Origin of the sequence: Streptomyces sp. AP-93 (assembly GCF_022808175.1) — a bacterium.
In the GTDB taxonomy this organism is placed as follows: domain Bacteria; phylum Actinomycetota; class Actinomycetes; order Streptomycetales; family Streptomycetaceae; genus Streptomyces.
The window spans coordinates 65,934-92,484 of sequence record NZ_JALGBX010000024.1 but is presented as its reverse complement, the minus strand read 5'-3'; the positions used below and the strand labels follow the sequence as shown (position 1 = coordinate 92,484).

The 26,551-nt window shown below is 70.3% G+C and carries 24 protein-coding genes and 1 pseudogene; 14 read left to right on the top strand and 11 right to left on the bottom strand.

The annotated features are described in order from the left end of the window. The first annotated feature begins 16 nt into the window (after positions 1 to 16). The 4 genes and pseudogenes from MTF69_RS32535 to MTF69_RS32520 form a co-directional block, all read left to right on the top strand. A complete protein-coding gene (locus MTF69_RS32535) occupies positions 17 to 955 on the top strand; it encodes an ATP-binding cassette domain-containing protein (RefSeq protein WP_243339820.1) in 939 nt (312 codons plus the stop codon). Beyond that, positions 952 to 1,794, top strand: coding sequence for an ABC transporter permease (locus MTF69_RS32530; RefSeq protein WP_243339819.1), 843 nt, complete (start codon positions 952 to 954; stop codon positions 1,792 to 1,794). The genes MTF69_RS32535 and MTF69_RS32530 overlap by 4 nt, the downstream gene beginning before the upstream one ends. A 135-nt stretch (positions 1,795 to 1,929) precedes the next feature. Then, positions 1,930 to 2,682 carry a MerR family transcriptional regulator gene (locus MTF69_RS32525; protein WP_243339818.1) on the top strand — a complete coding sequence of 251 codons (753 nt, stop codon included), beginning with the start codon at positions 1,930 to 1,932 and terminating at the stop codon, positions 2,680 to 2,682. 86 nt (positions 2,683 to 2,768) lie between these two features. Next, positions 2,769 to 3,437, top strand: a pseudogene (locus MTF69_RS32520) (DedA family protein); the annotation flags it as partial. Between the two features lie 108 nt (positions 3,438 to 3,545). Here the strand turns inward: MTF69_RS32520 and MTF69_RS32515 are convergent. Beyond that, entirely contained in the window at positions 3,546 to 5,201 is a 1,656-nt protein-coding gene (locus MTF69_RS32515) for a threonine/serine exporter family protein (protein WP_243339817.1), read from the bottom strand. 312 nt (positions 5,202 to 5,513) lie between these two features. Further along, positions 5,514 to 6,008 (bottom strand): inorganic diphosphatase, encoded by a 495-nt coding sequence (locus tag MTF69_RS32510; protein ID WP_030756147.1) that lies wholly within the window; start codon positions 6,006 to 6,008, stop codon positions 5,514 to 5,516. A 172-nt stretch (positions 6,009 to 6,180) separates the two neighbouring features. Here MTF69_RS32510 and dacB point away from each other — a divergent pair, with 172 nt between their 5' ends. Both dacB and MTF69_RS32500 read left to right on the top strand, forming a co-directional pair. Beyond that, positions 6,181 to 7,623 carry a D-alanyl-D-alanine carboxypeptidase/D-alanyl-D-alanine-endopeptidase gene (dacB, locus tag MTF69_RS32505; protein ID WP_243339816.1) on the top strand — a complete coding sequence of 481 codons (1,443 nt, stop codon included), beginning with the start codon at positions 6,181 to 6,183 and terminating at the stop codon, positions 7,621 to 7,623. Positions 7,624 to 7,681: 58 nt separating this feature from the next. Next, on the top strand, positions 7,682 to 8,833 hold the full coding sequence (locus MTF69_RS32500; protein WP_243339815.1) for a zinc-dependent metalloprotease: 1,152 nt from the start codon (positions 7,682 to 7,684) through the stop codon (positions 8,831 to 8,833). 115 nt (positions 8,834 to 8,948) lie between these two features. Here MTF69_RS32500 and MTF69_RS32495 read toward each other — a convergent pair whose 3' ends face one another. Then, complete coding sequence (locus tag MTF69_RS32495; RefSeq protein ID WP_374324618.1) at positions 8,949 to 10,121, bottom strand: RNA-guided endonuclease InsQ/TnpB family protein; 1,173 nt, start codon at positions 10,119 to 10,121, stop codon at positions 8,949 to 8,951. Between the two features lie 347 nt (positions 10,122 to 10,468). Between MTF69_RS32495 and tilS the strand changes: the two genes are divergently transcribed. The 5 genes from tilS (at position 10,469) to MTF69_RS32470 (ending at position 16,185) form a co-directional block, all read left to right on the top strand. After that, complete coding sequence (gene tilS / locus MTF69_RS32490) at positions 10,469 to 11,584, top strand: tRNA lysidine(34) synthetase TilS (protein ID WP_243339813.1); 1,116 nt, start codon at positions 10,469 to 10,471, stop codon at positions 11,582 to 11,584. 66 nt (positions 11,585 to 11,650) lie between these two features. Beyond that, positions 11,651 to 12,211: a hypoxanthine phosphoribosyltransferase gene (gene hpt / locus MTF69_RS32485; protein WP_243339812.1), complete on the top strand. Its 561-nt coding sequence runs from the start codon at positions 11,651 to 11,653 to the stop codon at positions 12,209 to 12,211. Between the two features lie 182 nt (positions 12,212 to 12,393). Beyond that, positions 12,394 to 14,427, top strand: coding sequence for an ATP-dependent zinc metalloprotease FtsH (gene ftsH / locus MTF69_RS32480; protein WP_243339811.1), 2,034 nt, complete (start codon positions 12,394 to 12,396; stop codon positions 14,425 to 14,427). Between the two features lie 95 nt (positions 14,428 to 14,522). Further along, complete coding sequence (folE, locus tag MTF69_RS32475) at positions 14,523 to 15,131, top strand: GTP cyclohydrolase I FolE (RefSeq protein WP_243339810.1); 609 nt, start codon at positions 14,523 to 14,525, stop codon at positions 15,129 to 15,131. 223 nt (positions 15,132 to 15,354) lie between these two features. After that, positions 15,355 to 16,185 carry a hypothetical protein gene (locus MTF69_RS32470; protein ID WP_243339809.1) on the top strand — a complete coding sequence of 277 codons (831 nt, stop codon included), beginning with the start codon at positions 15,355 to 15,357 and terminating at the stop codon, positions 16,183 to 16,185. Here the strand turns inward: MTF69_RS32470 and MTF69_RS32465 are convergent. The 6 genes from MTF69_RS32465 to MTF69_RS32440 form a co-directional block, all read right to left on the bottom strand. Continuing rightward, positions 16,182 to 16,670 carry a DUF3180 domain-containing protein gene (locus tag MTF69_RS32465; RefSeq protein WP_243339808.1) on the bottom strand — a complete coding sequence of 163 codons (489 nt, stop codon included), beginning with the start codon at positions 16,668 to 16,670 and terminating at the stop codon, positions 16,182 to 16,184. The two genes, MTF69_RS32470 and MTF69_RS32465, sit on opposite strands and share 4 nt — an antisense overlap. Before the next feature lie 94 nt (positions 16,671 to 16,764). Then, positions 16,765 to 17,361 carry a 2-amino-4-hydroxy-6-hydroxymethyldihydropteridine diphosphokinase gene (gene folK, locus MTF69_RS32460; protein WP_243339909.1) on the bottom strand — a complete coding sequence of 199 codons (597 nt, stop codon included), beginning with the start codon at positions 17,359 to 17,361 and terminating at the stop codon, positions 16,765 to 16,767. Positions 17,362 to 17,369: 8 nt separating this feature from the next. Beyond that, on the bottom strand, positions 17,370 to 17,729 hold the full coding sequence (gene folB / locus MTF69_RS32455) for a dihydroneopterin aldolase (RefSeq protein ID WP_030010912.1): 360 nt from the start codon (positions 17,727 to 17,729) through the stop codon (positions 17,370 to 17,372). Between the two features lie 130 nt (positions 17,730 to 17,859). After that, positions 17,860 to 18,303 carry a nuclear transport factor 2 family protein gene (locus MTF69_RS32450; RefSeq protein ID WP_308401481.1) on the bottom strand — a complete coding sequence of 148 codons (444 nt, stop codon included), beginning with the start codon at positions 18,301 to 18,303 and terminating at the stop codon, positions 17,860 to 17,862. Then, on the bottom strand, positions 18,300 to 19,205 hold the full coding sequence (folP, locus tag MTF69_RS32445) for a dihydropteroate synthase (protein WP_243339807.1): 906 nt from the start codon (positions 19,203 to 19,205) through the stop codon (positions 18,300 to 18,302). The genes MTF69_RS32450 and folP overlap by 4 nt, the downstream gene beginning before the upstream one ends. A 225-nt stretch (positions 19,206 to 19,430) precedes the next feature. Then, on the bottom strand, positions 19,431 to 21,287 hold the full coding sequence (locus MTF69_RS32440) for a phosphatidylglycerol lysyltransferase domain-containing protein (protein WP_243339806.1): 1,857 nt from the start codon (positions 21,285 to 21,287) through the stop codon (positions 19,431 to 19,433). 151 nt (positions 21,288 to 21,438) lie between these two features. Between MTF69_RS32440 and MTF69_RS32435 the strand changes: the two genes are divergently transcribed. Continuing rightward, the gene (locus tag MTF69_RS32435) at positions 21,439 to 22,545 is read left to right on the top strand and encodes an esterase family protein (RefSeq protein ID WP_243339805.1); all 1,107 of its coding nucleotides are present in this window, start codon (positions 21,439 to 21,441) and stop codon (positions 22,543 to 22,545) included. Positions 22,546 to 22,558: 13 nt separating this feature from the next. Here the strand turns inward: MTF69_RS32435 and MTF69_RS32430 are convergent, their stop codons facing one another. Then, a complete protein-coding gene (locus MTF69_RS32430; protein ID WP_243339804.1) occupies positions 22,559 to 23,566 on the bottom strand; it encodes an ABC transporter ATP-binding protein in 1,008 nt (335 codons plus the stop codon). Between the two features lie 100 nt (positions 23,567 to 23,666). Beyond that, positions 23,667 to 24,890 carry a transposase gene (locus MTF69_RS32425; RefSeq protein ID WP_243339905.1) on the bottom strand — a complete coding sequence of 408 codons (1,224 nt, stop codon included), beginning with the start codon at positions 24,888 to 24,890 and terminating at the stop codon, positions 23,667 to 23,669. Between the two features lie 246 nt (positions 24,891 to 25,136). On the opposite strand from MTF69_RS32425, the gene MTF69_RS32420 reads away from it, so the two are divergent. Both MTF69_RS32420 and MTF69_RS32415 read left to right on the top strand, forming a co-directional pair. After that, a complete protein-coding gene (locus MTF69_RS32420) occupies positions 25,137 to 25,862 on the top strand; it encodes an ABC transporter permease (protein ID WP_243339803.1) in 726 nt (241 codons plus the stop codon). Beyond that, positions 25,862 to 26,527, top strand: coding sequence for an ABC transporter permease (locus MTF69_RS32415; protein WP_243339802.1), 666 nt, complete (start codon positions 25,862 to 25,864; stop codon positions 26,525 to 26,527). Before MTF69_RS32420 ends, MTF69_RS32415 begins: the two co-directional genes overlap by 1 nt. Positions 26,528 to 26,551: the final 24 nt, after the last annotated feature.

Genomic DNA, 26,551 nt, shown 5'->3' with positions numbered 1-26,551 from the left:
AAGCGAGGAGAGCGATTTGTCTGACCACGATCCGGCGATCGTCGTCGAAGGACTGCGGAAGAGGTACCGGGACAAGCGGGCCCTCGACGGCCTCGATCTCACCGTCCGGGCCGGTACCGTCCAGGGAATCCTCGGCCCGAACGGTGCCGGCAAGACCACGGCCGTCCGCATCATGTCCACGCTGCTGCGCCCCGACGAGGGACGCGTGGAGGTGGCGGGCATCGACGCGAGGACCCGGGCCGACGAGGTGCGCTCGCGGATCGGACTGCTCGGCCAGAGCGCCGCCGTCGACGAGGAGCTCAGCGGCCGCCAGAACCTGGAGATGTTCGGCCGCCTCTACCACCTCGGCGCCCGCAGGGCGGGGGTCCGGGCCGATGAACTCCTGCGCCAGTTCGGGCTCGAGGACACCGGAACGAAGGCAGTCAAGCAGTACAGCGGTGGCATGCGGCGGCGGCTCGACCTCGCGGCCTCCCTCATCTCCCGGCCGCAGGTCCTTTTCCTGGACGAGCCCACGACCGGGCTCGACCCCCGCGGCCGCACCGAGGTGTGGAGTGCCGTGCGCTCCCTGGTCGGCGGCGGCACGACCGTTCTGCTGACCACGCAGTACCTCGAGGAGGCCGACCAGCTGGCCGACCAGATCGCGGTGATCAACCACGGCAAGGTCATCGCGGAAGGCACGGCCGACGAGCTGAAGACCAAGACGGGCGGCGACCGCATCGACGTGGTCCTGCACGACGCGGCCCAGCTGGCGCGCGCGGCCTCCCTGCTGCCCGGCGCAGCGACGGTGGACGAGGACCGGCGGATGGTCAGCGCCGCGGTGAGCAACCGGATGGCCGCCCTGACCGCGACCGTACGGGCGCTGGAGGCGGCCGGGATCGAGGCCGAGGACATCGCGGTGCGCCGGCCCACCCTCGACGAAGTCTTCATACACCTGACGAAGGAGGATGCCGCATGAGCGCGACGCACCCCGTGAACACGGCGCTCCCCGTGGATACGGTGTACGACACCGGCTCGAAGCTGCGCTGGGCGGCCGCCGACTCGTGGACGATGACCCGTCGCGAACTGGCGCACTGGACGCGCCAGCCCGTGCAGGTGGTCGTCGGGCTGGTCTTCCCCGTGATGATGCTGCTGATGTTCAGCTACCTGATCGGCGGTGGAGCGGGCGTCCAGGGAGACTTCAAGGCCTACCTCGTCCCCGGCATGCTCACCATGACCATGGCCTTCGGCCTCGAGGGGACCATGCTCTCGGTCACCCAGGACCTCGGAAAGGGGGTCATCGACCGGTTCCGCTCGATGCCCATGCACTCCGGCGCGGTCCTGGTCGGCCGGAGCGTCGCGGACATGCTGCAGTCGGTGGTCGGCCTGACGGTGATGCTCGCGGTCGGCTACGCGATCGGCTGGCGCTGGCACGAGGGATTCGCCTCCTTCATGGGAGCGGTGGGGCTGCTGTTGCTGTTGCGGTTCGCGATGCTGTGGATCGGCATCCACCTGGCGATGGTCGCGGGCAAGCCGGAGCTGGTGCAGGCGGTGCAGATCCTGGTCTGGCCGGTCAGCTTCCTCTCCAACGCCATCGCCTCGCCCGAATCGATGCCGTCCTGGCTGGGCGCGATCGTGGAGTGGAACCCGATGTCGGCGACGGCCTCCGCGGTACGCGGCCTGTTCGGCAACCCGGGCGCCGCAGGCGACTCGTGGGCCGCTATCCATGCGGAACTGCTCGCGGTGGCCTGGCCGGTGGCCCTGATCGCGGTGTTCTTCCCGCTGGCGGTGAAGCGGTTCAGGGAACTGAGCCGCTAGCGGACCCGGCTCCGGCTTCCGGTTCGGGTCGTTGAACCACCGGGTCCGGCGTCCGGGCCCGGTACCGGGGCTTGCACCTCACGCGGCGTGAGGGACCAGGCTGGGCCGCGTACCCGAGAAGAGGAGCGGAAAGCGATGGGCTACTCCGTGGGCCAGGTCGCCGGATTCGCCGGAGTCACGGTGCGCACGCTGCACCACTACGACGAGATCGGGCTGCTCTCCCCGAGCGGCCGCAGCCATGCGGGACACCGGCGGTACGACGACGCCGACCTCGACCGGCTGCAGCGGGTCCTGTTCTACCGGGAGCTCGGCTTTCCGCTCGAAGAGGTCGCGGTCCTGCTGGACGACCCGGAATCGGACCCGGGGGAGCACCTGCGCCGGCAGCACGCTCTCCTGACCGACCGGATCGCCCGGCTCCAGCAGATGGCCGCGGCCGTCGAGCACGCCATGGAGGCGAAGAAGATGGGCATCAACCTCACGCCCGAGGAGCGGTTCGAGGTCTTCGGCGATTTCGATCCCGGGGAGCACGCCGAGGAGGCAGAACGCCGCTGGGGCGACACCTACCGGGAGTCCGCCCGCCGGACCGCCTCCTGCACCAAGGAGGACTGGCTGCGGATCCAGGCCCTGGCCGAGGACATCAACCGGCGGTTCGCCGCCCTGCTGGACTCCGGGACATCCGCGGAGTCCGAGGAGGCCATGGACCTGGCCGAGGAACACCGCGGCTGGATCAACGGCAGCCACTACTTCTGCACGTACGAGATCCACACCGGCCTCGGCGAGATGTACGTCGCGGACGAGCGGTTCACGGCGTACTACGACGCCGTGCGGCCGGGGCTGGCGGTGTTCGTGCGGGACGCGATCCTGGCCAACGCCGTCTGCAAGGTCTAGCCGCCCGTCCCTGGAACCAGGAGGGGGTGGTGTGCGTTCATAATTGGACGGACACCCCCCACCTGATCCAGGAGAGCCCGGAACCCGTGAATACGCTTGCGCTCGGCCCCGAGTGGATCTCCCCGGAGTATCTGATCGGGCAATTCGGCCTGGTCGGCACCCTGGTCATCGTGTTCGCCGAATCGGGGCTCTTCGCCTTCCTGCCCGGCGACTCCCTGCTCTTCACGATGGGCCTGTTCATCGCGAGCGGCACCATCAGCCAGCCGCTGTGGCTGGTGTGCACCCTGATCGTGATCGCCGCGATCCTCGGCGACCAGGTCGGATACATGATCGGCAAGGTCTTCGGCCCGAAGATCTTCAACAGGCCGAACTCCAAGCTCTTCAAGCGCGAGAACCTCGACGCGGCGCACGAATTCATGGAGAAGCACGGCCCCAAGGCCATCGTCCTCGCGCGGTTCGTGCCGATCATCCGCACCTTCGCGCCGATGGTCGCGGGCGCCACTGCGATGAAGTACCGCACGTTCCTGACGTTCAACATCATCGGCGGCGTCCTGTGGGGCGCGGGCGTCACGATCCTGGGCTACCAGCTCGGCCAGTTCGAGATCATCAAGAACAACGTCGAGCCGATCTTCATCGGCATCGTCCTGATCTCGGTCATCCCGGTGATCATCGAGGTGCTGAAGTCCCGCAAGCAGAAGAAGGCGGCGGCGGAGGCCGGCACGGAGCCCGGCGCCGGCGAGGACCCGCAGGCCCCCGGCCAGCAGCGCAGCGGCCGCCACGCGAAGCGCTAGAGCTGCCCGAAGCCTCGTACGATGCCCCGCCGACCAGGACTACCGGTCGGCGGGGCATCGGCGTTCCAGGCCCTAGAACCCGCGGGTGCGCTTCGCCGCGCTGCGCTTGGCCGCACTGGCCGCGCCGGGGATGCGCATGAACAGGCGGGACGTCTCGGAGCCGAGGTTGACGCCGATCGCGATGGCGAGGGCGATGGCCGCGGCGTTCGTCAGCGAGGCCAGCCCCTCGTTCAGCCGGTTCTCGGCGATCAGCAGGAGCCCGTAGTAGGTGGCCGAGCCGGGCAGCAGCGGGCCGATGGCGGCCGTGACGAAGGGGAGGGCCGAGGAGAACCGGTGCCGGGCGAGGAGCTGTCCGAAGAGGCCGACCAGTCCGGCGGCGATCGCGGTGGACGGCACCGGCGGCATCTTGGCGGCGTAGTGCAGGGCCCCGTAGATCACCCAGGCGATCCCGCCGTTCAGGGTCACGAACCACACGGTGGAACGTTCCTGCTGGAGCAGGATCGCGAACGTGAACACCAGAACCATCGAGGCGGCGATCTGGAGAAGCGGCCGCTGCTCGATCTGGAGGACGTCCTCCGGCTGCGGATTGGAGCCGAACTGGACGCCGACGTAGAGCACCACCAGGACGCCCATGATGATGCCGATGAAGAGGTACATGACCTCCAGCAGCCGGGCGGAGGCGGTGATGTAATACCCGGTCAGACCGTCCTGCACGGCTGCCACCAGGGCCCGCCCCGGCAGCAGGGCGAACAGCCCGCCGGTGATGACGGCCGAGGAGCGCACGTCCAGGTCGGTCATCTTCAGGGCCACGCCCATCGCGGCCGGGGGCATCGCCGCGACCACGAACTGGTAGAACTCCGGCAGCCCGCGCCCGGCGCACAGCCAGGCCAGCCGGTCGCCGAGCACCGCCCCGAGTGCGGCTGCGAAGAACACCAGCACGCCACCGCCGACCAGCGTGGAGGCCGCGCCGGCGAGCAGGCCGGCGGCGCCGGTGAGCACCCAGCCGGGGTACGGGTGCCGGTTGCGGCGGATCTCGGCGAGCCGGCGGTAGGCGTCCTCCAGCGAGATGTCGACCTCGTGCGCGGTGATGTCGCTGACGAGGGCGAACACGGCCGAGAGCCGGGTGTAGTCCGTGCCGCGGCGGCGGACGGTGCGGTTCGCCGACACGGGGTCGTCCACCAGGGAGGGCTGGTGGGTGATCGACAGCAGGGTGAAGGTGACGGTGGGCTCGCAGCGGTCCAGGCCGTAGCTGCGGGCCACGGCGAACATCGCGGCCTCCACGTCCTCGGCGCCCTCGCCGCCCGAGAGCAGCAGCTCGCCGATGCGCAGCGTCAGGTCGAGCACGCGCCCCACGGCGGGCCCGGTCTCCACGGCCAGCCGCTGCGAGGGCTCCGGCACCGGCCGGACGTCGACCGGCATGCGCAGCACCGTGCGCATGCGGTCCTGCCAGGGGGACTCCTTCAACCGGGTGACGGGCAAGCCCGGAGGGCCGGTGTAGGCCGGTGGGGAGTGGGCGGCACTGTAGGTGTGCGGCGTGGCGAACGCGGACCCCTCTGGCTCCACGGCCACCGACGCGAGCCCGTCGGGGACGGCGAACTCCGAGGTCGGCTGGTCCTCCTCGACCGCCTCCGGCTCCACCCCGACCCCGTGCGGCACGGCGAACGCGCTGCGCGCCTCGTCCGACTTCGGCTTCCGGTCCTCTGCCCCGGATCCCTCGCCCTCCGCCACGCGTCCTCCAGTCCCTGGCCCGGCCGTATCAGTATGCGGAACGCATGGATCCCCCGCTCAGGCGGGCCGAATCCATCCCTGCCGGGCCAAATCCGGCTTCGCCGGGCGGATCCCGGCACCCCGGGCCGAATCCAGCACCTCCGGGCCGAAATCAGCCCCTCCGGCGTTTGAGGAGCGGGGGTCCGGGGGCCGGCCCCCGGCAACGCACCCGCACCCGGACACGACGACGGGCGGCACCCCGTTCAAGGGATACCGCCCGCGGCGTCAATGGGGTCGGAGGGGCCTCAGGCCCGCCCCGTCACCGAGCGGAGCTCAGTGGTGGCCGCCCTGGGCCTCGAGGCGCTTGAACGAGGCCTCGATCTCGGCCTCGGCCTCGGTGCGGCCGACCCAGTTCGCGCCCTCGACCGACTTGCCCGGCTCCAGGTCCTTGTAGACCTCGAAGAAGTGCTGGATCTCCAGGCGGTCGAACTCCGACACGTGGTGGATGTCGCGCAGGTGCTCCACGCGCGGGTCGGAGGCCGGCACGCACAGCAGCTTGGCGTCGCCGCCCGCCTCGTCGGTCATGTTGAACATGCCGATCGCGCGGCACTTGATCAGGCAGCCCGGGAAGGTCGGCTCGTCAAGGATGACCAGCGCGTCCAGCGGGTCGCCGTCCTCGCCGAGGGTGTTCTCGACGAAGCCGTAGTCGGCCGGGTAGCTGGTCGAGGTGAAGAGACGACGGTCCAGACGGATCCGGCCGGTCTCGTGGTCCACCTCGTACTTGTTCCGCGAACCCTTGGGGATCTCGATGGTGACGTCGAACTCCACGTCCTGCTCCTCCATGATCAGCTTCAGCAGCTTGATTGCTTCGAGACTGCGTTGATTCGCCTGCGTGCGTGGCCGACCCGGCCCTGCCGGGTGGGGTGCCATGCTCGCGGCAAGACGCAATGGTTAAGTGTCCCTCACGCATGTGTGTGATCGCGAAAGGGGCTGGTCCGAGGTGCCATTGGTCAAGACCTGGCAGCTCATCGCGGTGTCGGCCGTCGCCGGCCTCGCCCTGTCGGCCGCGACGGTGGCCGCCGCGGGTCCCTGGGACTCCGGCCAGCGTAAGGCCGAGCGGGACAAGGCCGCCTCCTGGGGCCGTACGGGTGGCGCAGATCACGGTACGGACGCCCCCGCGGCGCTCCCGCAGGCCGCCCCCAGCGCCCCCGGAGTGCTCGCCGGCGTGCGCCCGGCCGGAGCCGGATCCGGCGACCAGGCCGGAGCCGTGGACTCCGCCGCCCTCGCCGCCGCCCTGCGGCCGCTGCTCGCCGACCCCGCCCTCGGCACCGTCCGCGGCGCCTCCGTGATCGACACCGCCACCGGGCAGGTCCTCTTCGAGGCCGGGGCCCGGGAAGCCATGACCCCCGCCTCCACCATCAAGATCGCCACTGCGGCGGCCTCCCTCGCGGCCCTCGGCCCCGACCACCGGATCCGCACCACCGTGACCCCCGGCGCCGAACCCGGCCGGATCATCCTGGTCGGCGGCGGCGACCCCTCGCTCACCGCCAAGAAGAAGGCCCCCGCCGGCTCCGGCGGCAGCCTCGTCGCGCTGGCCGCGGACACCGCGCAGGCCCTCAAGGCCGCCGGCACCGACTCCGTGGCCCTCGGCTACGACGACTCGCTCTACACCGGCCCCGTCCTCCACCAGATCGGCAACAACCCCAACCTCGCGCCCGTCACGGCCCTGACCGCCGACGAAGGACGCCCCGACAACTCCTTCTCCGGCCCGGTCAAGCGCAGCCAGGACCCCTCCCGCGACACCGCCCGGGCCTTCGCCGCCCTGCTGGGGGAACGCGGGGTCAAGGTCACCGGCGAGCCCGCCAGGGCCAAGGCCGCCACGGGGGCCGTCCCGCTCGCCACCACCCTCTCGCCGCCGCTCGCCGGCCTCGTCGAGCGGATGCTGACCCACAGCGACAACGACATCGCCGAAGCCCTGGCCCGCCACACCGCCCTCGCCTCCGGAGCACCCGCGAGCTTCGACGGGGTCGCCCGGGCCGTCGGCGCCAGACTCGCCGCCCTCGGCGTCGACACCGCCGGCTCCCGCTTCGCCGACGGCAGCGGCCTGGCCCGCGCCGACAAGGTCAGCGCCGGCCTCCTCACCGCCCTCCTCGCCAAGGCCGCCGATCCGCAGCGCCCCGAACTGCGGCCCGTCCTCACCGGACTGCCCGTCGCCGGATTCACCGGCACCCTGCGCACCCGCAACTCCGGCGCCTCCCCGGCGGCCGGCCTGCTGCGGGCCAAGACGGGCACCCTGAGCGGTGTGAACTCCCTCGCCGGCACCGTCGTCGACCCCACCGGCCGACTGCTCGCCTTCGCGTTCCTGACCGCGAACACCCCGGAGCCCGGCCCCGCCGAGAAGGGCCTCGACAAGCTCGCGGCGGCCGTGGCCACCGCTTCCTGAGGATCCCGCCCGCCCCTTGGGGATCCCGCACGCGCGCAGGTCCACGTACGGTTGACGCATGACGAGCTTCGGTGGTGCGGAGATGGTCGACTGGAACCTCGCGGTGGCGACCGCGACCAGGCTCGTGCGGCCCGGTCCGGAGGTGAGCCGGGACGAGGCGCGGGCCGTCGTCGCCGAACTGCGCAGGCACGCCAAGACCTCGGAACGGCACGTACGCGAGTTCACGCGGATGATGCCCGACGGCATGGCCCCGGCCGACACCCCCGTCCTCGTCGTGGACCGGGCCGGCTGGGTCAAGGCCAACGTGGCGGGCTTCCGCGAGCTCCTGTCCCCCCTCCTCGGCAAGATGCAGGACCGCCGCGCCGGCACCCCCGGCGGCGCCGTGCTCGGCGCGGTCGGCGGCAAGGTCACCGGCGTCGAGCTGGGCATGCTGCTCAGCTTCCTGGCCTCCCGCGTGCTCGGCCAGTACGAGACCTTCGCGCCCCCGGGCCTGGACCTCCCGGGCTCCGCCACGGGCGGCCGGCTCCTGCTCGTCGCGCCGAACATCGTCCACGTCGAGCGGGAGCTTGAGGTCGACCCGCACGACTTCCGGCTCTGGGTCTGCCTGCACGAGGAGACGCACCGTACCCAGTTCACGGCCGTCCCGTGGCTCCGCGAACACCTGGAGGGCGAAATCCAGACGTTCCTGGGCGCCACCGAAATGGACCCGATGACCGTTCTGGAGCGCTTGCGCGAGGCCGCCCAGTCCTTCGCCGGCGCCCGCCCCGACGCGGAACGCGGGGACGAGGGCCGCTCCCTCGTCGAGCTCGTCCAGACCCCCGAGCAGCGCGAGGTGCTGGCCCGGCTCACCGCCGTCATGTCCCTGCTGGAGGGCCACGCCGACTTCGTCATGGACGGGGTCGGCCCCGAGGTCGTCCCCTCGGTCGCCGAGATCCGCGAGAAGTTCCAGCAGCGCAGGGCCAGCGGAGCCGGCCGGCTCGACGCCGCGCTGCGCAAACTCCTCGGCCTCGACGCGAAGCTGCGCCAGTACCGCGACGGGGAACGCTTCGTGCGCGCCGTCGTCGGCCAGGTCGGCATGGACGGCTTCAACCGGGTCTGGACCTCCCCGAACACACTGCCGACCAAGGCCGAGATCGCCAGCCCCGGGGACTGGGTGGCCCGGGTCCACCGCAAGGGGAGCGAGCAGAGCGAGGCAAGCGAAGAGGTGTGACCGGAGAGGCGTCAACTTCCTGGCCCTGAGGGACCGAGCTTGTCGGCTCGGTCGGGCGGGCTGGGATTGCAAGTGGAGTGCGGCTGGCTGCTGCGTGGTTCCCCTGCGTCCGGAATCAGCTTGTGCTGGTTCTGGGGCGGTTGACTGCGCCCCGCTGCCACGCAGCCTCGCCACGGTGGGCGATGTTGCGGGAGCCGTTGTGGTCCGCGTGCATCACGGTCCCGCAGGACCGGCAGACGAACCTTGCTTGAGCCACTCTGTTGGAGCGGTGGGTGTGCCGGCATTCCGAGCACTGCCGGGACGTGTTGCGCGGGTCTACGAAGACCACGGGCACACCCGCCCGTCGTGCCTTGTACTCCACGAAGGAGCCGAGCTGGGCGAACGCCCAGGAATGCAGTCGTGCCCGCTGGTCCTTCTTGGCCGTAACCCTCTGCCGGATACCACCCAGGTCTTCCAGGGCGATCCCGCGAGAGGTGCGTTCAGCGGTGGTGACGAGCTTCTTGGCAATGATGTGGTTGGTGTTCGCGGCGTGCCGGGCCTCACGGCGTCCGACGCGTTTGAGGACCCGCTTGGCGGACTTGGTCCGCTTGGCCTGCAACTTGCGTCGCAGGTCGCGGTGGCGCTGCCGGTACCGGTTGAGCGCGCGCCCGGCCAGGATGTCGCCGTCGCTGGTGGTGGCGATGTTGACGATGCCGAGGTCCACGCCGAGGAAGCCCGCCGGCGCGTACGCCTCGGGCTCGGGCACCTCGATCGTGGCGATCAGGAAGAACATTCCGTCGCGCATCACCAGGTCCGACTCCCCCTTACGGGAAGTCAGCAGCTTCATCGCGTTCGGGGAGCAGACGAACGTGATGCCTTTCAACCGGCCCGCGACCGTCCAGATCGACACGGTCTGCCGGTCGAGGTTCCACGTCAGGATCCGGTCATCGAACGGCTGGGCCGCGTCCTCACGGAAGACGATCGGCTTCGACTCCGCCCGCAGGCGCCGCCTCGATCCCTCTGGCCCGAGGCTCCCGGCCTTGACGTTTCCTTTCAGGGTGGCGTAGGCGTCGCACACCTTCTTCACTACCCGTACAGCGGGCTGGGCCCCCAGGTCGTAGTCCGCCTTGAGAGCGAAGTACACCTTCTCCTGCAACACGTTGCGCCGCTTGAGACCTTCGGCGAACGCCACCGCGGAAGCATGGTTCGCGGCCCGGTTGCAGGCACGCAGGGTCGCCGCCAGCGCGTCCGCGTCATACACAGACGCAGGCAACAACTTCACCTGCGCAACAATCTTCACGCAGAACACGCTAGAAGGACCGGCCGGAGCAGATCAAGCCGAGGCCAGAGCGCTACGCAGAGCACTCGGCTGCGACGCCCCAAGGACTCATTCCTCCCCAGGCTGAAGCCTGGGGCATCCTGGGAGAAGCCCGGTGAAGATGTCCCTCTGGGGGAAGCAGCGTCACCCGTCCGAGGGACCGTGGGGCGTGGAAGGGCGTGCAATGCTCGGGGAACGGCTCGGTTCTGTCACCATCGACGCACTCTGAGTGACAGCCCCCCGCACGCGGGGGAGCCGGGCAGCACACCGGCACACCACCTCCCCCAACGCCTCCCCAGCGCCTCCGAGGCATCCGAACTCCACGAAGGGCACCGGACATGGGTCCCCATCCTGCGGTCGCGGCGATACGCCTGGCGGTCCGCCGCGTACTCCACGACGTCCTCACCGACCTCACCGACCGTCCCGCCACCACCCCCGCACCCCGGGTCGGCCGCCCCGGCCGCACCGTCGGATCCTCGGCCGGTGCCGCCCCCCACGACCCCCTCCCCGACACCGCCCCGCTCGTCCTCGTCGCCTGCTCCGGCGGCGCGGACTCCATGGCGCTCGCCTCCGCCCTCGCCTTCGAGGCCCCCAAACTCGGAATCCGGGCCGGCGGCATCACCGTCGACCACGGCCTCCAGGACGGCTCCGCCCTGCGCGCCGCCGAGGTCGTCACCCGCATGACCGCGCTGGGCCTGGACCCCGCCCTGTCCGTCGCCGTGCGCGTCGGCCGCGACGGAGGCCCCGAAGCCGCCGCCCGCGACGCCCGCTACGCGGCCCTGGACGAGGCCGCCGACCGGCTGGGCGCCGTCGCCGTGCTGCTCGGCCACACCCGCGACGACCAAGCCGAAACCGTCCTGCTGGGCCTCGCCCGCGGCTCCGGCATCCGCTCGCTCTCCGGCATGGCCGAAGTCTCCGGCGGCCCCGGCGACCCCGGAGCCCGCGGCCGCAGCCACCGCTACCGCCGGCCCTTCCTCCAGGTCGACCGGCAGACCGCCCGCAAGGCCTGCATGGTCCAGTCCCTGTCGGTCTGGGACGACCCGCACAACCTCGACCCCGCCTACACCCGCTCCCGGCTGCGCCACGAGGGACTGCCCGCCCTGGAGAAGGCGCTCGGCAAGGGGGTCGTGGAGGCGCTCGCCCGCACCGCCCAGCTCTCCCGCGACGACGCCGACGCCCTGGACGCCTGGGCCGCCGAGGCCGATCGCGGCGTTCGCGACGAAGACGGCCGTCTGGAATGCGCCAAGCTGTACGCACTGCCCCCCGCGGTCCGCCGCCGCGTGCTGCGCCGGGCCGTCGTCGCCGCCGGTTCCCCCGCAGGCTCCCTCTTCGCCCGCCACATCGAGGAAGTCGACCGGCTCATCACCGGATGGCGCGGTCAGGGAGCCATCAACCTGCCCGGCCGGGTCGAGGCCCAGCGGCAGGGTGGCAGACTGGTCATCCGGCAGGGCTGATTGGTGCTGAAACACGGCTGAGACCTCCGGGGTCACCCCCCGGAGCCCCAGCCGACAACGAAAGTGATGCGGGTGGACGAGAAGGACATGGGCAACGACCTCCAGTCGGTGCTCATCACCAAGGAAGAGATCGACGCGAAGCTGGCAGAGCTGGCCGCGAAGATCGACGCGGAGTACGCGGGCAAGGACCTGCTCATCGTCGGCGTCCTCAAGGGCGCGGTGATGGTGATGGCGGACCTGGCGCGCGCCTTGTCCACCCCGCTCACCATGGACTGGATGGCGGTGTCCTCGTACGGCGCCGGGACCCAGTCCTCGGGCGTGGTGCGGATCCTCAAGGACCTGGACACCGACATCAAGGACAAGCACGTCCTGATCGTCGAGGACATCATCGACTCGGGCCTGACCCTGTCGTGGCTGCTGTCGAACCTCGGCTCCCGCCAGCCGGCCTCCCTGGAGGTCGTCACGCTGCTGCGCAAGCCCGACGCCGCCAAGGTCGCGATCGACGTGAAGTGGGTCGGCTTCGACATCCCCAACGAGTTCGTCGTCGGCTACGGCCTCGACTACGCCGAGAAGTACCGCAACCTGCCGTTCGTCGGCACCCTCGCCCCCCACGTCTACGGCGGCTGATCCAGCACCCGACAGGGGAACCCTGGAGCGTTTCCCGCCGTTGGAGCATGGAAAGGCGGGTCTGTCAGCCGTCCCATGAGGCCACGGGTGACAATGCAGGGGTACATTCCGAAGAACAGTCTTTACTCACAGCAGCATTTACCTACGGGCAGGAGGGACGGGGTGCCTAGCGCCCCGTATGGATGGACGTGAAGCGATACTTCCGTGGGCCGGTTATGTGGATCGTGCTGGCCGTCCTCGCCGTGGTCGTGTTGATGAACGTCGTCGGCTCCGGCGGCGGCTACAAGTCGGTGGAGACCAGCGAGGTCATCAAGGCGATCAACAGTGGCCAGGTGGACAGCGCCAAGCTCACCACCGGTGACAGCCAGATGATCAAGATCGAGCTGAAGAAGGACCAGAAGCTCGGCGACAACGACGGCACCAAGTTCCAGGCCAACTACATCGGGGACCAGGGCGTACAGCTCGCCCAGAACCTCCAGACCAAGTACGAAGCCGGTCAGATCCCTGACGGATACTCCGTCACGCCGGACAAGACCAGCCCGTTCCTGAGCGTGCTGCTCTCGCTGCTGCCGTTCGTCCTCATCGTCGTCGTCTTCCTGTTCCTGATGAACCAGATGCAGGGCGGTGGTTCCCGGGTCATGCAGTTCGGGAAGTCCAAGGCCAAGCTCATCACCAAGGACACCCCGAAGACGACGTTCGCCGATGTCGCGGGCTCGGACGAGGCCGTCGAGGAACTCCACGAGATCAAGGAGTTCCTCCAGGAGCCGGCGAAGTTCCAGGCCGTCGGCGCCAAGATCCCCAAGGGCGTGCTGCTGTACGGCCCGCCCGGCACCGGTAAGACCCTGCTCGCGCGTGCCGTCGCGGGCGAAGCCGGTGTCCCCTTCTACTCGATCTCCGGATCCGACTTCGTCGAGATGTTCGTCGGTGTCGGTGCCTCGCGTGTCCGCGACCTGTTCGAGCAGGCCAAGGCCAACGCCCCGGCGATCGTCTTCGTCGACGAGATCGACGCAGTGGGCCGGCACCGCGGTGCGGGCCTGGGCGGCGGTCACGACGAGCGCGAGCAGACCCTCAACCAGCTGCTCGTCGAGATGGACGGCTTCGACGTGAAGGGCGGGGTCATCCTGATCGCCGCCACGAACCGTCCCGACATCCTCGACCCGGCCCTCCTGCGCCCCGGCCGCTTCGACCGCCAGATCGCGGTCGACCGTCCGGACATGCAGGGCCGTCTGGAGATCCTCAAGGTTCACCAGAAGGGCAAGCCGACCGCACCGGACGTCGATCTGGGCGCTGTCGCCCGCCGCACGCCCGGCTTCACGGGTGCCGATCTCGCCAACGTCCTGAACGAGGCCGCGCTGCTCACGGCCCGCTCGGACGGGAAGCTGATCGACAACCACGCGCTGGACGAGGCGATCGACCGCGTCGTGGCGGGTCCGCAGAAGCGGACCCGGATCATGTCGGACCGGGAAAAGAAGATCACCGCGTACCACGAGGGCGGACACGCCCTGGTCGCGGCGGCCTCCCCGAACTCCGACCCGGTGCACAAGATCACGATCCTGTCCCGCGGCCGGGCCCTGGGTTACACCATGGTCCTGCCCGACGAGGACAGGTACTCGACCACGCGCAACGAGATGCTCGACCAGCTCGCGTACATGCTGGGCGGGCGCGCGGCCGAGGAGCTGGTCTTCCACGACCCGACCACGGGCGCGGCGAACGACATCGAGAAGGCCACGGCAACGGCCCGCGCGATGGTCACCCAGTACGGCATGACCGAGCGTCTCGGCGCGATCAAGTTCGGCGGAGACGCCACCGAGCCGTTCCTGGGCCGCGAGATGTCGCACCCGAGGGACTACTCGGAAGAGGTCGCGGCACTGGTCGACGAAGAGGTCAAGAAGCTCATCGAGACCGCGCACAACGAGGCCTGGGAAATCCTGGTCGAGAACCGCGACGTCCTCGACAACCTCGTCCTCGCCCTCCTCGAGAAGGAGACGCTCAACAAGGAGCAGATCGCCGAGGTCTTCTCGACGATCGTGAAGCGCCCGGCCCGCCCGGCGTGGACCGGCTCCTCCCACCGCACGCCGTCCACCCGTCCGCCGGTGCTCTCTCCCAAGGAGCTCCAGCTGACGAACGCGGCGAACGGCACGTCGGCGATCTCCTCGCCGGCCGTCTCGGTGGAGAAGTCCCCGGAGCCCTCCCCGGAGGAGCTCCCGGAGGCCTGACCCTCCCGGAATGGATGCCGCGCCCCCCAGGTTCTAGCCTGGGGGGCGCGGCACTTTCACATGCCGGCGACTGCACAGACAGGAACGAGGAAGAGATGACCGACCCAGTGACCCTGACCGGTGGCGAGGGCACGATCGGCGAGTTCGACGAGAAGCGCGCCGAGGCGGCGGTCCGCGAGCTCCTGATCGCGGTCGGCGAGGACCCGGACCGCGAGGGGCTGCTTGAGACGCCGGGGCGCGTGGCGCGGGCGTACAGGGAGATTCTGGCCGGTCTGTGGCAGAAGCCCGAGGACGTCCTGACGACGGTGTTCGACTTGGGACACGATGAGCTGGTCCTGGTAAAGGACATCGAAATCGTATCTTTGTGCGAGCATCATCTGCTGCCGTTCCACGGCGTCGCTCACGTCGGCTACATCCCGGCGGAGAACGGCAAGATCACGGGCCTGTCGAAGCTGGCCCGCCTCGTGGACGTCTACGCCCGCCGCCCGCAGGTGCAGGAACGTCTCACGACGCAGATAGCCGACTCGCTGATGGAGATCCTCGATGCGCGCGGCGCCATCGTGGTGGTCGAGGCCGAGCACATGTGCATGTCGGTCCGAGGCATCCGCAAGCCGGGAGCCAAGACCACCACGTCCGCGGTCCGCGGCCAGCTCCGTGCCACGGCCACCCGAGCCGAGGCGATGAGCCTCATCCTGGCGCGCTAACCGGATTGTCAGTGCTGTCCGCTACGGTCCCCCTCCACGACTTCGAGGAGGGGGACCGATGCTTTGGGGTCTACCGAGCAGGCAGACGGTCAACGCAGTGGGAGGGCGCCTTCGAGCATGCGATGTCCAGCCGGGAACTCGGTTATGGACGCTCCGGGACGGACGCACCGAGCAGACGGAGGTCGTCGACGTGGTCGTGGCCCAAACGCGTGCCCTCGTCGACGTGAGCACGGACCACGCGACCTTCGCCGTGACTCCGGACCAGCTTCGCCGGACGCCCGACGGATGGACGCACGCACGTGATGCCGTCGGGACCGTGGTGGCCTGGGCTCACGCGCGCAAGCTGCGTCGGGAACGGCTTTCGATCCAGCCGGGATACCAGCTCGGCTACCTGATCGGGGCGACGTGCTCCGACGGCACGGTGGGTAAGAACTACGTGTCCCTGGTGGTCAATGACGAGGCTTTCGCCGCGAAGTATGCGCGATCTATGACCGGCGCCACGGGTCTTCCCGCGCGGCTGGAAGCCGTGACGAGGCCTTCCGGCTACCTCGGGCGGGACGTACCCGGCTTCCGGGTTCGTGTCGTCTCTTCGTACCTCGCCGACCTCATGCGGCAGTACACGGGCGGCGACGCCCACCACATGCGTCAGAGCTTTCCTCGGGTGGTACTCAAAGACGAGGAGACCTTCGGTGGCTTCCTCGACGGCTACGAGGATGGCGACGGGTACAGGATCACTCGATGGCCGGCGAGAGTCTTCGTCAGCTCGAACGCTCCGTTTCTCGCCGATATCGCGGAGATCATCGGTGCACGGTTCACGCCACGGACTGATGGCTTGTCATCGCACCTTGTGGTCGCGGACAGCTGGCCGAAGCGCGGCACGTTCCGGGCGGAAGAGCACGACATAGAACTCGATGAGTCGGCGTGGGTCGACGTCAGCACGGTCACGCCACGAGCGCCGAGCGCCAAGCCGTACACGCTGTACGGCTTCCGGGTGTCGCCTCACCCGGACTTCCTGGTGAACGGGCACCTCGTCAGGACGCCTTGGGAAGCCTAGGCGGCGGTGGCCGTGGCCTTGCCGGGGTCTTCGTCGTCCGGGAGTTTGAGGACGTGTTCCAGGAAGAGGGCCGCCGCCACGACCGCCGCGCCCGCCAGGACCGAGAAGCTGGCGTACCAGGTCTGGTCGCGGCGGGCGGGGACGTCCATGGCGGTGGTGAGCAGGAAGACGCCGACGCCGCCGTAGGCGCCCGCGACCAGGGCCGCCACCAGGGCGCTGGCCTGGCCGAAGACCACCGCGCGGGCCGCCATCAGCGGGTCCACGCCCTTGGCGCCGGGCACGCGGTCGCGCTGGGCCTTCAGGCGGGAGCGCAGCGACAGGGCCGTCGCCAGCAGGACCACCGCGATGGCGCCGAGCACGATGGGCGCGGCCACCGGGACGCCGGGGAGCGTGCCGTAGGCGTTCCACAGCCGGGCTCCGGCCCAGGACAGCACCGCCGCGATCGCGAAAATGCCCGCCAGGACCGCCGGCCTCAGTTGCTTCACGTGCGCTTCTCCCGCCATTCCCGCAGCGCCCGCTGTCCGTGCGTGCGTATCCGGTGATCCTAAGTGTTCGACGGCCCCGCCCCGCGGGCGCGGCTCACTCGGGGAGGCGCAGTTCCAGGTCCGTGCGCTGGGTGAGCCCCTCGTGGCCGACTGCGGCCAGGAGCGCGGCGACGGGCCCGTGGCCCGGGATCTGCGCTTCGGGGTCGATGTCGTTCCAGGGGGCCAGCACGAAGGCGCGCTGGTGGGCGCGCGGGTGCGGGAGGGTGAGGACGGGGTCGGCGGAGACCACGTCGGCGTAGGCGATGATGTCGACGTCGATCGTCCGGGGCCCCCAGCGCTCCTCGCGGACGCGGTCGAAGGCTTCTTCGATGGCGTGACCGCGCTCCAGCAGCGAGCCGGGGGGCAGGGTGGTCTTCACGGAGATGACGGCGTTGAGGTACGAGGGCTGCGAGCCCGGCTCGACGCCCCACGGCTCCGTCTCGTAGACGGGGGAGACGGCCTTGACCCGCAGGCCCGGGGTGTCGCCGAGGGCGTCGATGGCGCCCTGGAGGGTCTCCAGGCGGTTGCCCAGGTTCGCGCCGAGCGCGACGACGGCCCACTTGGGGTTGGACAGGGTGACGTCCGCCGCGTCGACGGCCTCGACCACGGAGGCGGGTACGGGCTGGACCGTGGGGTCGCTCTGGGCGTTCATTCCGTTGTTCACGCGCGGCTCCGGGTGATCGTGATGGTCACGTCGTCGAAGGGGACGGTGATCGGCGCGTCCGGTTTGTGGACGACGACCTCCACCTGGGCGACCGCCTCGTGCTTCAGGCACTGCTGGGCGATCCGTTCGGCGAGGGTCTCGATCAGGTCCACGGGCTCGCCCTGGACGACGTCGACGACTTCTTCCGCGACTACCCCGTAGTGCACGGTCTTAGCCAGGTCGTCGCCCGCCGCCGCGGGACGGGTGTCGAGGTGGAGCACCAGGTCGACGATGAAGGTCTGGCCTTCCTCGCGTTCCCGGGGGAAGACGCCATGGTGCCCGCGAGCCTTGAGGCCGCGCAGCGCGACACGATCCACGCGAATCACTCCTGCTTTTCGTAGGTGCTTCCGGTCCGGGACTCCCCGGATCCATGGCCGGAGCCGAGTGCGGTCGGCGTCGTCCATCTTCGAATTTACCTGCGAAATACCTCGGACCCCGACGGAGGGGTCAGGAGGGCTCCTCGTCCTCGTCCTCGTCGGAGTCCGTGAGGACGGGAGAACCGTGGTGCGACCAGAGCCGCCAGCCCTCCGGTGTGCGTCGGAACACATTCGTGGCGACGACGAGCTGGCCGACGAGCGGGCCCAGTTCTCCGCCGTCCTCGGCCGGTCCGCCGCTGAGGATGTTCTCGGTGCAGGTCACCAGGGCGGTGTCGCCTATGACGGTGACCTTGGTGTCGGTGAGGAAGAACTGGATGTACTCCGTGTGCGACATGATCAGCGCGTAGGAGCGCAGCACTTCGCCGCGTCCCGACAGCACCGGCCAGCCCGGGTGCACGCAGGAGATCTCGTCCTCGAGCCAGAGCGCCGACAGCGTGTCGAAGTCCCCCTGCTCCATGGCCTCGTAGAAGGCCGTGTTGACCTCTTCGACGGATTCGATGTCGGTACGGCTCACCGTGCCCCTTCCTCGTTGCTACGGGTGGTACGCAGTGCCCCTTCCACGGCGCGGGCCACCCGAACCGCGTCGGCGCTCGCCCGTACCTCGTGGACCCGTACGGCCCAGGCGCCCTGCGCGGCGGCGAGGGCGGAGACGGCGGCGGTGGCGGCGTCGCGTTCGCGGGCCGGCGGCGGGGAGGCGTCGCCGGCGCCGGCCAGCACCCGGCCGAGGAAACGCTTCCGCGAGGCGGCCACCAGCAGCGGGAAGCCCAGCGCGCGCAGCTCGGAGAGGTGGGCGACCAGGGCGAGGTCGTGCTCGGCGTTCTTGGCGAAGCCGAGGCCCGGGTCGACCAGGAGCCGTTCGGGGGCGATGCCGCCGGCGACGACGGCGTCGATGCGGGTGCGCAGCTCGGCGGTGACTTCGGCGAGGACGTCCTCGTAGACGGCGAGGCTGTTCATGCCGTCGCTGAAGCCGCGCCAGTGCATGACGACGAAGGGCACCTCGGCGGCGGCGACGGCCGGGATCATGCCGGGGTCGGCGAGGCCGCCGCTGACGTCGTTGACCAGGGTGGCGCCGGCGGCCACCGCTCGGGCGGCGACGGAGGCGCGCATGGTGTCGACGGAGACGACGACCCCTTCGGAGGCGAGGCCTCGGACGACGGGGACGACCCGGCGCAGCTCCTCCTCCTCGTCGACGCGGGAGGCGCCGGGGCGGGTGGACTCGCCGCCGACGTCCACGAGGTCGGCGCCCTGGGCGACGAGGTCGAGGCCGCGCTTGACGGCGGCGGTGGTGTCGAACCAGCGGCCGCCGTCGGAGAAGGAGTCGGGGGTGACGTTGACTACGCCCATGACCGCGCAGCGGTCCCAGTCGGGGAGGCCTGTCACCAGGCCCCTGGGGGCGGGGCCGCGGTTCGTGTCCATGGTTCCCAGGGTAGGGCCCGGGGCCCTGCCCTTGCCCTGGCCGGGGCCGAGCGGTGGCCGGCCGGGGTGCCGCTGCGCGGGCTGCTCCCCGCCCCGCCCTTCCTCCGTTCCCCGGGCTGCGCCCGGACCGCCTTCGGGGCTGCGCCCCGACCCCCTTCGGGGGCTCCGCCCCCGGACCCCCGCGCCAAACGCCGGCGGGGCTGGATATTTGGCCCCGGAGAGGGCTCAGGCGGCCTGGGCTTCGCGTTCTGCCTGGGTGGGGAGGGCTGCGGGGTGGACGCGGTGATGGGCGCAGGTGCGGACCGGCTTGGGGCGGCGGCGGCCGGCGAACAGGCGGGGCAGGGCGAGGGTGACGAAGCCCTCGGCCTGCATCGCGGCGAAGCCGATGCGGGGCAGGTCCCGGGTGGTGCGGAAGACCACGAAGCGGGGCTCCCAGCGGGGGCGGAACTTCGCGTTGAACTTGTACAGCGACTCGATCTGGAACCAGCGCGAGAGGAACACCAGCAGGCTGCGCCACATCCGCAGGACCGGGCCGGCGCCGATCTTCTCGCCGCGGGCCAGGGCCGAGCGGAACATCGCGAAGTTCAGGGAGACCTTTTCGATGCCGAGCGCCGGGGCGGCCTCCAGGGAGGCGACGATCAGCAGCTCGTTCATGCCGGGGTCGGCGGCGCGGTCGCGGCGCATCAGCTCCAGCGACATGCCGTCCTTGCCCCACGGGACGAAGTGCAGGACGGCTTTGAGGTCGCCGAAGGGGGAGGTGTCGCCCTCCTCGACGCGGTGCGCGGTGGCGATGTAGCAGTCGCCGTCGCCGGGGTCGCCGACGCGGCCGAGCGCCATGGAGAAGCCGCGTTCGGTGTCGGTGCCGCGCCAGGCGTCGGCGGCGCCGCGCACCCGCTCCAGCTCGGTCTCGGTCAGCTCGCTGACCCGGCGGACCTTGGTGGTGTAGCCGTTGCGTTCGATGCGCTTCACCATCTGCCGGACGTTGCGCATCGCCCGGCCCGAGAGGGAGAAGTCTTTGACGTCGACGATCGCCTCGTCCCCGAGCTCCAGGGCGTCGAGACCGGTCTCGCGGGTCCAGACCTCGCCGCCGGTCTCGCTGCAGCCCATGACGGCGGGGGTCCAGGAGTGGGTCTTGGCCTCCTCCATGAACCGCTCGATGGCGCCGGGCCAGGCCTCGACGTCGCCGACCGGGTCGCCGGAGGCGAGCATCACGCCGGAGACGACGCGGTAGGTGACGGCGGCCTTGCCGCTGGGGGAGAAGACGACGGCCTTGTCGCGGCGGAGCGCGAAGTGGCCCAGCGAGTCGCGGCCGCCGTGCCGGGCGAGCAGCTCGCGGAGCTTGACCTCGTCGTCGGCGGTGAGCCGGGCGGCCGGGTGCTCGGGGCGGAAGGCCAGGTAGATGGTGGTGACGGCGGTCAGCATGCCGAGGGCGCCCAGCGAGTAGCCGACGGTCCAGGAGACCCGGCCGGCGTAGTCGACGGGGCCCTCGAAGCCGAAGAGGCCGTAGACGACGTGGCTGATCTGTTCATAAACACCCGGATTGCCTACAACGCGGCCGGGGTGCGAGTTGACGATGACCAGACCGAGGCCGATGGAGCCCGCGCTCATCAGCACGAAGTTGGCGAGCGCCTTCCAGCGGCTGCGCGGGTCGGGCAGTGCCTTGAATTCATTCTGGTGGCGCAGCAGGAGCGCCAGGAGCACCGCCGCGATGACCACGCCGAGGATCGAGTGGCGGTACGTGAACTGCGCGACGGCGCCGGCCGGCAGCAGTACCACCGCGGCCCGCCAGGCGCGGCGCTTGCGGCGCTTGAGCCCGTGGGCGAGCAGCAGCAGCAGGACGCCGGCGCTGAGGGCCAGGGCGGCCGCGAACGGGCCGACGGAGCCGGGCAGCACTTCGGTGACCGCGTGGATGCGGCTGTGCCGGAAGCGCGGGAAGACTCCCGCGGCGATGTCCAGCAGGCCGACGACCGTGACGGCGGTGCCGACGATTCCGGGGACGGACTCCGGTCGTGGGCCTCGGAGGATTCGGCTGACAGGCTTCGGAACCTGTCCCGACTTATCGCCATCTATCCTGCTAGACATCGCTTCCCGTTGCTCCGCGAGAGATCATGTGGCCGAAGGCCGCTGGGCCTTCGTTGGGTGGTGCGTCCACTAGGACGACATCGAAGGGGAGCGGGTTCACTCTTCCTCGAGAAAAAAAATAGTCCTGCCATAGAAAGTCGACTGACTGCTCATGGGTCTCACCAGTAATACGGTTCTGGCGCTGGCCGTCCTTGTCGGTGTGCTGCTGTTCGCGGCCACGGTGTGGTTCTGGCCGAAGCTCTCGGGCCGCTCCTGGCGCTCGGTCCTCGGCCGGATCGCCCTCCTGCTGGCGACGCAGCTGGCGCTGTTCGCGGCGATCGGTCTCGGCGCGAACAAGTCGTTCCTGTTCTACGGGTCCTGGGCCGACCTCTTCGGCCAGGAGACCTCGATCGGCAAGGTCGTCGACCACTCGATGAGCAGTGCCGACATCAAGGTCGTCGACAAGCAGCAGCTCGACGTGCCCGGCGGCGCCAAGCCGCCCGTCGGCGGGCAGATCCTGAAAGTGGCGATAACCGGCCAGAAGTCGAAGATAACGACGACCGGCTTCGTGTGGCTGCCGCCGGAGTACTTCCAGCCGCAGCACAAGGACCAGAACTTCCCGGCCTCCATCGTCCTCACGGGCTACCCGGGCATGGCGGAGAACCTGATCAAAGGGCTCGACTACCCGATGACGGCCTTCAGGCAGGCCAAGACGGGCAAGATGAAGCCGATGATCCTGGTCATGCTCCGTCCGACCCCGGGCTCGCGCGACACCGAGTGCGTGGACATACCCGGTGGCCCGCAGACCGAGACCTTCTACGGCCAGGACCTTCCCCGCGCCATCCAGAACACCTTCCGGGTCGGCAAGAAGCCCGAGAACATGGGCTTCATCGGCAACTCCACGGGCGGTTACTGCGCCCTGAAGATCGCCGCGCTCTACCCGAAGACCTTCGGTGCCGCCGCGGGGCTGTCCGCGTACTACGAGGCCGCGGACGACCCGACGACCGGTGACCTCTTCCACGGGGACGCGAAGCTGAAGGCGCGTGCGAACGTGCTGGAGTCGGTGAAGGCCAAGCAGCCGTCCGGTACGTCGTTCCTGGTCACCAGCAGCGAGAAGGGCGAGCCGAACCTCGCCGGCACGAAGAAGTTCATCAAGCTGGTCAAGGGCCCGGACCGGGTCTCCTCGATCATCCTCGACAGCGGTGGCCACAACTTCAACACCTGGCGCCGCGAGATCCCGCCGATGCTGGTGTGGATGAGCGGCAGGATCCAGGCGTAAGGCGGCAGAGAGGTCAGGCCTCCTGCAACCGGGCCCGGCGCAGGGCCCGGTGCACCCCTTCCGGGGTGAGTACGCCGATCAGCTCGCCGGAGTCGGGATCCGTGACCCCGATCCGCCCCGAGTCCTCCTGGAGCAGCAGCGCGAGCGCCTCGCGCAGACTGGCCCCCAGCGCCACTCCGGCGGTGGGGGCCTTTCCGTCGGCGGAGGCCGGGTCGGCCGGGTCGGCCGGGTCGGTCAGGTCGGCCGGGTCGGCCAGGTCCGCCTGCGCCACCGGTGTGACCGCGAGCCGCTTCAGCCCGCGGTCGGCGCCGACGAACCCGGCCACGTAGTCGGTCGCCGGGGCGCCCAGCACCTGCGCCGGGCGGGCGAACTGCTCGATGGTGCCCGCTCCGTAGACCGCGATGCGGTCCCCGAGCCGGACCGCCTCCTCCAGGTCGTGCGTGACCAGCAGGATCGTTTTGCGCACGGTCCGCTGGAGCGTCAGGAACTCGTTCTGCAGCCGCTCGCGCACCACCGGGTCCACCGCGCCGAACGGCTCGTCCATCAGCAGCACCGGCGGGTCCGCGGCGAGCGCCCGGGCCACGCCGACGCGCTGGCGCTGCCCGCCGGAGAGCTGCTCCGGGTAGCGGCCCCCGTAGACGGCCGGGTCCAGTCCGACCAGTTCGAGGAGCTCCGCGGCCCGCGCGCGGGCCTTGGCCTTCGGGGTGCCGATGAGCTGCGGCACGGTGGCCGTGTTCTCCAGCACCGTCTTGTGGGGGAAGAGCCCGACCTGCTGGATGACGTAGCCGATGCGGCGGCGCAGTTCGACCGGGTCGGCGGCGGCGATGTCCTCGCCGTTCAGGAGGATCCGGCCGGAGGTCGGCTCGATGAGCCGGTTGACCATCTTCATGGTGGTCGTCTTGCCGCAGCCGGACGGCCCCACCAGGGTGACCAGTTCGCCCTCGGCGACCTCGAAGGACAGGTCTGCGACGGCCGTGGTCCCGTCGGGGTAGCGCTTGGTCACGTGCTCGAATCGGATCACCCGGCCATCTTTCCCTACCCGCGGGGTCCGTTTTTGACATCCTCCCCTCCCTGAAGGGAGGGGATTCCTCGCCCTTCAGGGCTGATCGGGGATTTCTAGCTCACGCTGCCAGATGGGGCAGCGCCCCACCTGGTCTTCCACGATCAGCACTAGCCGGGTTGAGACCAGCCCGGACCAGCATCACGCGGGCGGAGTTCTTGTCCCTGGGGGACACGGCTCCGCACGCGGTGCAGGCGTAGGTTCGTTCCGAGAGAGGTAGTGCGTGCTTGGTTCTCGCTCCGCACTGCGCGCAGTCCATCGTGGTGTGCGCGGGGTGTACCAGGTGCACGGCACGACCGTGCTTTCGGCCCATCTCGATCAGAGCCGTCTTAGTGGCGCCGATGGCGGCGTCGGCGGCCTTGCGGGCCATGGTGGACTTGGCGAGGAACTTCGGCCGGAAGTCCTCCACCGCCAGGGCGTCGTGGTCGCGGACCACCCGCTTGGCCCACTTACGGCCGGCGTCCTGCCGCTGCCGGGCCACCTTCTTGTACAGCTTCGCCGCCTGCCGCTTCGCCGCCTGGTATCCCTTCGACCCGGGCTTGCCCTTCGGCGGCTTACGGCGGGCCATCATCCGCTGATAGCACGCGAGTTTCCGCGCCGCGCTCTTGCCGTGCTCGGCGTGCGGCAGGTCGTGGTCGTCGGATGTGGTGGTCGCGGTCTCCTTCACACCCCAGTCGATACCGATCACGCGGCCCGTCTCCGGGAGCGGCTGCACCTCGGTGGGAACAACGAAACTCGCGTACCAGTGGCCGAGGCTGTCCTGGTAGACACGCACGCTGGACGGATCGGCGGGCAGCCGGCGCGACCACACCACGGTCAAGGCGATGCCGCCCGCCAGGTGCAGGCGCCCGTCCTTCAACCGGAAGCCACGCTGGGTGTAGTTCAGGGACGGCAGCGCCTCGCGCTTCTTCTTCCACTTGGGCATCCCGGCCCGCTGCCGCATCGGCAGGCGTTCCCGGATGTCCTTGTGCGCCTTGGCCTTGGACTTGCCGAAATCCCGGATCAACTGCTGCTGCGGAACCGAACTTCCCTCACGCAGCCACCCGTTCGTCTTCCGGGCTTCGGTCAGCATCTTGTCGAGCTGTGCCGGACCACACGTCCGCTGGTCCGCGCCTTCGGGACGGTTCTTGTTCCACACGTGCGTCTGCTTCGACTTCGCACAGCACTCGTTCCACACCCACCGGCACCGAGCCCACTCGCCCAGCAGCGCGGCGAGCCCGGTGGACGACACACGCACACGGAACGTCCACCGCGCATGCCCGGCCGCCTCCGCAATTGGTGTCATCGTCACCCCAACAACCTATCCCCGACCGCTGACAACAGCCGAAAGATCAGGTCAGACCAGCTACGAACCGAACTCCGGCGCTCCGCGCCTCCGCCCCAAGGACCCATTCCTCCCCGGGCTCCCGGGGGCACCCTGGGGGAAATCAGGTGAAGGGCATGTTGCCCGCGTGCGAAGGATTCCGGCCATTGTCGGTGCCGGGGGTTATGGTCGCTCCTACGTACGGTCGGTGACGGGGGGTGAGGAGCGATGGCCGGGCAGAGCTGCCTGGTGGCGAACGACTGGATCTGCTGGGAGTACGTCACGTCCCGCTCCCAGGAGCTCACCGACGCCACCCTCGAACATGTGTGGATCACGGGCGTGTCGGTGCTGATCGGCATCGCCGTGTCCGTCCCGCTCGCGCTGCTGGCCCGCCGCGGCCGCCGCTGGGCGGCCCCCGTGCTGGGCATCACCACGCTGCTCTACACGGTGCCCTCGCTCGCCATGTTCTCCCTGCTGCTGCCGGTCTTCGGGCTCTCGGCGGCGCTGGTGGTGACCGGCCTGGTGCTGTATTCGCTGACCATCCTCGTGCGCAACGTGCTGGCCGGTCTCGAAGCCGTGCCCGAGGAGGTACGGGAAGCCGCGCGCGGGATGGGGTACGGCCCGGGCCGGCTGCTGTGGCAGGTCGAGCTGCCGCTGGCGCTGCCCGCCCTGTTGGCCGGCGTGCGGATCGCGACCGTCTCCACGGTCGCGCTGACGACCGTGGGCTCCATCGTGGGCAAGGGCGGCCTCGGCAATCTCATCGCACCCGCCGTGAACAGCTCCTTCAAGGCCCAGGTGCTCACCGCCTCGGTCCTGTGCGTGCTCCTCGCGCTCGTCGCCGACCTGGCTCTGCTGGGCCTCCAGCGGCTGCTGACGCCCTGGACCCGTGTGACCCGGGCGCCCCGCGCCCCGCGTGCCACCCGCGGCGCCGACGTCACTGCGGGAGCCGTCTGATGGGAGTGCTGGGACAGGCCTGGGACTGGCTGGCCGACGGGGCCAACTGGTCCGGGGAGAGCGGGGTCTGGCACCGGCTCGGGGAGCACGTGTACGTCAGCGGGGTCGCCCTGGCCCTGGCCTGCGCGGTGGCCCTGCCGGTCGGACTGCTGCTGGGCCACCTCGGCAAGGGCGGCGGCCTCGCCGTCAACGTCTCCAACATCGGGCGGGCCGTCCCGGTCTTCGCGGTGCTGGCGCTGTTCATGGTCTCCCCGCTGCGCAATGCCGGGTACGTGCCCACCATCGCCGCGCTGGTGCTCTTCGCGATCCCGCCGCTGCTGACCAACGCCTACGTCGGCATGCGCGAGGTCGACCGATCGGTCGTGGAGGCCGCGCGGGGCATGGGCATGTCCGGCCGCCAGCTCTTCTGGAGGGTGGAACTGCCCCTCGCCCGCGGACTGGTGATGACGGGTCTGCGCTCCGGAGCCGTCCAGGTCATCGCCACGGCCACCATCGCCGCCATGGTCGGCCAGGGCGGCCTGGGCCGGATCATCACCGCCGGCTTCAACACGTACAACACCCCGCAGGTCGTCGCGGGCGCCCTGCTGGTCGCGGCGCTGGCCCTGCTCGTAGAGGGCGCGCTGGTGGCGGCCGACCGGCTGCTGCCGGGTGCCGCCACCCGCTGAGCGGTGCTGCCCCGACACGTTCGC